A 5266-nucleotide genomic window follows, 5' to 3' on the forward strand; every position below is an offset into this window, starting at 1 on the left:
ACGTAATGGGCCCTGGCCGCGAACGGGCGTTTTTGTTAACCCCGGAGGGGGAACCGCCCCCTTGGCCCGCGGGGGAGGCGGGTAAATGGGGGCCGGACTTGGTGCCCGCGGACCGGCGCCGGTCGGGAGGGAAGGTGTGCACGACACCGGTCCGCGGATGACTCGGGTGTTCAGTTGTGAGGCTGACCGGCGGCCCGTTCGTCGCGGTCGGGGGTTCGCACGTCCCGGACCGCCGGTCAGCGTGAGGCGGGTGGACGACCGTGTCGCGTCGGGGGAACGACAGGTCGCCACCGCCCGTTAATGGGCTCGGACAGCTACTCCTCGGCGCGACCGGGTGACAGGAGGGGTCACCGGCGCCGTGCGGAGGTGCCGAGCCGGGCGCGGGGCCAGTCCGCCCGCGACCAGGTGTTCGTACGCGGCGCGCCACACCGAGCAGGGGCTCTTCTGCTGCCGCCAACGACCGGAGCACTCGGGGCAGTTGCCCTTGTCGTCCGGTTCGTGCGCGGCGAGCAGTGCCCGCCATCCCTCGGTCAACCGAGGGAGCTCGGATCGTGCCACCGACAGGAGGGAAGGGGCGTCGGCCTGGCTGGCCAGCTCCGTGAGCAGGTCCAACCGTTCCCAGACCGCGTTGCGAAGAACTTGACCGAGGATCTCGTCCACCGAAACGTCACCGTCACCTTTCCGCCTTCTCGGCGGCTTCGCGTAGCGCTGCCCTGAGCTGTACGAGTCGGTCGGCCGAAAGGACCGCCGCCCCACCGGTCGGGCCGACCAGGGGCGCGGGGCCCCCGGAGGTCCGGGCGGTGGAGCTGCGGTCCCGGCCGTCCACGCCGTCGGGGCTGGAGCACCACCGACGACGCTGCCCGGTCGAGCCGCGCCATCCGGAGCCGAGGTCGGTCGGCTCCTGGATAGACAGGGAAGTGGAGGGGGAAACCCCGAGGACGACCTCGCCCGCGACGCCACCGCGCCGGGTGGTCACCGCCTGCTCGATCAGATCCACCGCGTGTCCCTCTCCGAGTTCACTCGCTTACCGGAACCTAGATTGCGATGATTCAACCCGGAGCGGGGCACTCCAGCGGTGGCCGGTGCCCGTTCCACGGTAAGCGGTCAACGGAGTTCAGTAGGGCCGATCAGCCTCGCCGATCGACACTTCTCGCACTTGGTGGAATGCCCCTACTCTGCCGTTGACGCCCGGTAAGGACTGTGAGGGGGCGCAATTGAACACCATCGGTTCGTCGAACTCTCCTGTTACGCCCGAGGTCTGGGACCAGCAGGAGATGCGCGACGCCCTGGCCAAGCGGGAGATCAGCACGGTCTACCGGCTGCTGCGCAGGCACGGCGTGTCGCAGCGCCAGATCGCGGCGCTCACCGGTCAGTCGCAGTCCGAAGTGTCGGAGATCCTCAAGGGTCGTCAGGTCATGGCCTACGACGTCCTGACCAGGATCGCCACCGGCTTGGGTGTCCCCAGGGGATACATGGGCCTCGCCTACGACGAGGCCACGGCAGTGCGGGTGGCCGCCACGGCGGAGGCACCCCATTCTGAGGAGGACGAGTCGGTGAAGCGAAGGAAGTTCCTCGCGCACGCCGCCGCCATCACCGTCGGTGCGGCCGTGTTCGGCACGGACTCCGGGTCTTGGACGGGCTCTCCCGCGCAGACCCCGGCCCCCGGCCGGATCGGCATGACCGACGTCCGCCAGGTCGAGGCCGCCACCAAGGCCCTGCGCACGCTGGACTACCAGTACGGCGGCGGCTCCTGCCGCGACGCCGTCGTCGCCCAGCTGTCCTGGGGGCAGCAGATGCTGGGCGCGAACGCGACCGAGCTGGTCAAGGAGCGGCTGTACGTCGCGCTCGCCGACCTGCACAACCTGGCTGGCTGGACGTCGTTCGACACCGGGCTGTACGACTCGGCGCGCAACCACTTCGGGCAGGCGCTCAGCCTGGCCAAGCAGGGGCGCAAGGAGGAGCTGGTCGCGAACATCCTGTACCGGATGGGCCGCGTCTACCTGCACCAGGACGCACCGGACGACGCGCTCAAGGTGTTCCAGCTCGGCCAGCTGGCCGCGCAGAACTCCGGCTCCGAGCTCGCGGTCGGCATCCTGTGCGCGAACGAGGCGTGGGCCTACGCGAAGATGGGCTCCGACACGCAGGCGCTCAAGCTGCTCGGCAGGGCGCGCGACGAGTTCGCCAGGGCCAACGTCGCAGAGGCGCCCGCGTGGGCGCGGTTCTTCGACGCGAACGACCTGTCCGCCATGGTCGGCACGGTGCACACCGAGCTGGCCCAGACGGTGGACGTCAAGTACACCCGCACGGCCATCCCGGCGCTGTCCAAGGCGATCGGCGGCTACGGCGAGGACATGACGCGCAGCAAGTCGTTCAACTTCATCTCACTGTCGATCAACCACCTGCTCCAGGGCGACCTCGACCACGGCTCCAAGGTCGGGCGCCAGGCGCTCGACCTGTCCGAGAGCCTGAAGTCGATCCGCACCAAGGACCGGATGAAGCCGCTGCTCGGCGAGGCGCAGAAGCGCCGCAACAACCAGGACGCCCGTGAGCTCGCCGAACGCGTCTCCAAGTTCACCGGCACCGACAGCGCGGCCTGAGGCGTCGGGGCTCGGACCTCCGCGGGGGTCCGGGCGCGACGGCGCGGGCGACGGCGCTGGGAGCGGTGCGGAGGGCGGCGGCGCGGGGATCGGCGCCGAGGCCGGGAACGGCGCCGAGGCAGGCGCCGGGAGCGGTGCGCGGGTGGCGGGTGGTGGCCGGTTCACCCCCGCCGTGCTCGCGGACGTCCTGCAGCGGCTGTGCGCGGGCCTCGGACTCGACCACCGGGGCGCGCGGCTGCTGAAGTTCACCGCCAACGCGGTGTACGAGCTGCCCGCCGAGGGCGTCGTGGTGCGGATAACGGGGTCGATGGCGCTGCGCCACCGGGCGCCCAAGGTGGTCGCGGTCGCCCGCTGGCTGGCCCGGCACGACGTGCCCGCCGTGCGGCTGGTGGAGGGCGTGCCCCAACCGCTCGTCGTGGGGGAGCACGTGGCCACCCTGTGGCGCACCGCGCCGAGCGGCGGCCCGCCCGTCGACGGCCGCGACCTCGGCAGGCTGCTCCGAGTGGTGCACTCGCTGCCGGAGCCGGACTTCGCGGTGCCGAAGTGGTCTCCGCTGGAGGACGTGCGGCGGCGGATCGCCGACGCCGAGGAGCTGGCGGCGGACGACCTGGAGTTCCTGGAGGAGCGCTGCGCGGCGCTCGCCGAGCGGCTCCGCTCGCTGGAGACGGCGCTCCCGGTCGGCCTCGTGCACGGGGACGCGCACCTGCGCAACCTCATCCCGAGCCCGGACGGGCCCCTGATCTGCGACTTCGACTCGACCGGGCTGGGGCCGAGGGAGTGGGACCTGTCCATGGTCCCGGTCGGCGCGGCCCGGCTCGGCCACCCGTGGCGGTGGCACGAGCAGCTCGCCGCCGAGTACGGCTTCGACGTGACCGGCTGGCCGGGGTACGCCCTGCTCAGGGACGTGCGTGAGCTGAAGCTCACCACCAGCGTCCTGCCGATCCTGCGCAGCCACCCCGAGGTCGCGCCTGAGCTGCGACGACGACTTCGATCACTGCGCGAGGGCGATTCGGGGACCCGCTGGGAGCCCTACCGCTGAGTCCGCAATTCGCGTAACACCGCGCACGTGGAATGCGACTGAACCCATCGACGGGGAGCTTCGCAGTGCCTAGGGTTCGGGTGCTGACTCGGGCGATGGGGTGTTGCCACGGTGCGCGGAATCGGACAGTTGCTCGGCACTAGGCGCAGGCGCGCCAAGCGTGCCCTCGACGCGGCCAGGATGCTGGACGAGGTCGTGGACACGCAGCTGCCGCTGCTGGCCTCGTTCGACGAGGATCGGCGGCGGCGGTCCGCGGACTACCTCGCGGAGCTGGTGAAGCTCGCCCAGGACTACCGCTACTTCGCCAACGGCTGGATCGACGCCCGCGAGCTCGACCGGCGCGGGCAGGAGGCGCTGGTGGTGCTCGGGAAGTTCCGCAACGACCCGACCGCCAGGCTCGCCCAGGACTGAGGCCGTTCGCCCGGCGCAATCGCCGCTGGTCCTTCCGGACGCAGTTCATCGCACCGGAAGGACCGTTCGGCGCTGGACCGAACCGACCACCGCCGATCGGCCCGCGCCGTCGGCCGGTGGCGCCCGCGCGACGGGCGGTCGCCCGCCCCGGCCCGGCAGGCGCTCGGCCGTGGCCGCTAGGCGACCGGCGCGCGCGAGAGCACCACCGCGAGCCCGAACGCCGCGCCCATCACGGCCAGCTCCGCCGCCGCCCAGCCGACCAGCGCGGTCGGCTGGTGCCGCCGGACGAGCGGCAGCAGCCACCAGCGGATGCGCGCCCCGAGCCCGGCGAGGGCCAGCGCGCACAGCGCCTTGCCGACCAGCAGCAGCCCGTACGGGGTGGTCACCAGCGAGCCCGGCAGCCCGCCGCCCGGCGCGGCGGCCAGCTCCAGCAGCCCGGTGCCGACCCCGGTCGCGGTCACCACCAGCAGCGCGGCGGTCGCCAGCTTCGAGAACCGGGGGAGCGCCTCGGCCAGCAGCCCCCTGCGGTGCGCCACGAGCGCGACCAGCGCGACCAGCCCGCCGGTCCACAGCGCCGCGCCCAGCACGTGCAGCTCCATCGCGACCACGGCCACGTCCCGGAAGTCCCGGTTCGACGCGTGCCCGGTGGCGGGCAGCGGGAGCAGCCCGAACAGGGCGACCAGCACCCGCAGCTCGGCGGGCACCGCCTCGCCCCTGCGCACCGCGACCGCGCCGACCCCCAGGCACACCACCGCGCACACCGCGCTGAACAGCAGCCCCTGACCGGCGGGCACCCGCTGCGCGTAGTCGAGCAGCCTGGCCGTGGTCAGCGGCACGTCCGGCCTGGTCTCGTGCGCGCGCAGCACGACCGACAGCAGCGCGGCGAGCGCCCACACCGCCGACAGCACCACGGCGGCGGGCCTGGCCAGCCGCAGCACCGGCTCGGTCGCCGAGGGGCGGGCCGCGCCGAGCAGCCTCGGCAGCAGCGACAGGCCGACCACGCCCGTCGCCGAGAGGTCGAGCAGGACCCTGGCCAGCGGCTGCGCCACCCGCGCGGCGGGCCCCGGTCCGCCTGCCGCCGCGCCGGTGCCCGCGATCGCGAGCCCGGCGAGCACCCCGGCGAGCGCGCCCAGCGGCAGCCCCCCCGCCCCCCCCGCGCGGGGGCGGGCGGGGCCCCGGGGCCCGTCGGCGGGCCCCCGTCGGCGCCCTCCCCACCCCC

Annotated in this window: 6 protein-coding genes; 3 read left to right on the forward strand and 3 right to left on the reverse strand. The window is 73.4% G+C overall.

Annotation, left to right across the window (positions count from 1 at the left end):
• Positions 1-297 precede the first annotated feature (297 nt).
• Together ACTUAL_RS23610 and ACTUAL_RS23615 are read right to left on the reverse strand one after the other, a co-directional pair.
• Complete coding sequence (locus ACTUAL_RS23610; protein ID WP_012782673.1) at positions 298-660, reverse strand: hypothetical protein; 363 nt, start codon at positions 658-660, stop codon at positions 298-300.
• A 13-nt stretch (positions 661-673) separates the two neighbouring features.
• On the reverse strand, positions 674-997 hold the full coding sequence (locus ACTUAL_RS23615; RefSeq protein ID WP_096490948.1) for a hypothetical protein: 324 nt from the start codon (positions 995-997) through the stop codon (positions 674-676).
• A gap of 217 nt (positions 998-1214) precedes the next feature.
• Here ACTUAL_RS23615 and ACTUAL_RS23620 point away from each other — a divergent pair, with 217 nt between their 5' ends.
• From ACTUAL_RS23620 to ACTUAL_RS23630, 3 genes are all read left to right on the forward strand, one after another.
• A complete protein-coding gene (locus ACTUAL_RS23620; protein WP_096490949.1) occupies positions 1215-2597 on the forward strand; it encodes a helix-turn-helix transcriptional regulator in 1383 nt (460 codons plus the stop codon).
• Positions 2598-2739: 142 nt separating this feature from the next.
• Positions 2740-3636 (forward strand): aminoglycoside phosphotransferase family protein, encoded by an 897-nt coding sequence (locus ACTUAL_RS23625; protein WP_440901781.1) that lies wholly within the window; start codon positions 2740-2742, stop codon positions 3634-3636.
• A gap of 111 nt (positions 3637-3747) precedes the next feature.
• Complete coding sequence (locus ACTUAL_RS23630) at positions 3748-4047, forward strand: hypothetical protein (protein WP_232519651.1); 300 nt, start codon at positions 3748-3750, stop codon at positions 4045-4047.
• A 176-nt stretch (positions 4048-4223) separates the two neighbouring features.
• On the opposite strand, the gene ACTUAL_RS23635 is transcribed toward ACTUAL_RS23630, so the two are convergent.
• The coding region (locus ACTUAL_RS23635; protein WP_440901782.1) for a copper resistance D family protein at positions 4224-5266 on the reverse strand (1043 nt) is incomplete at its 5' end.

It is taken from the genome of Actinosynnema sp., from assembly GCF_052038725.1.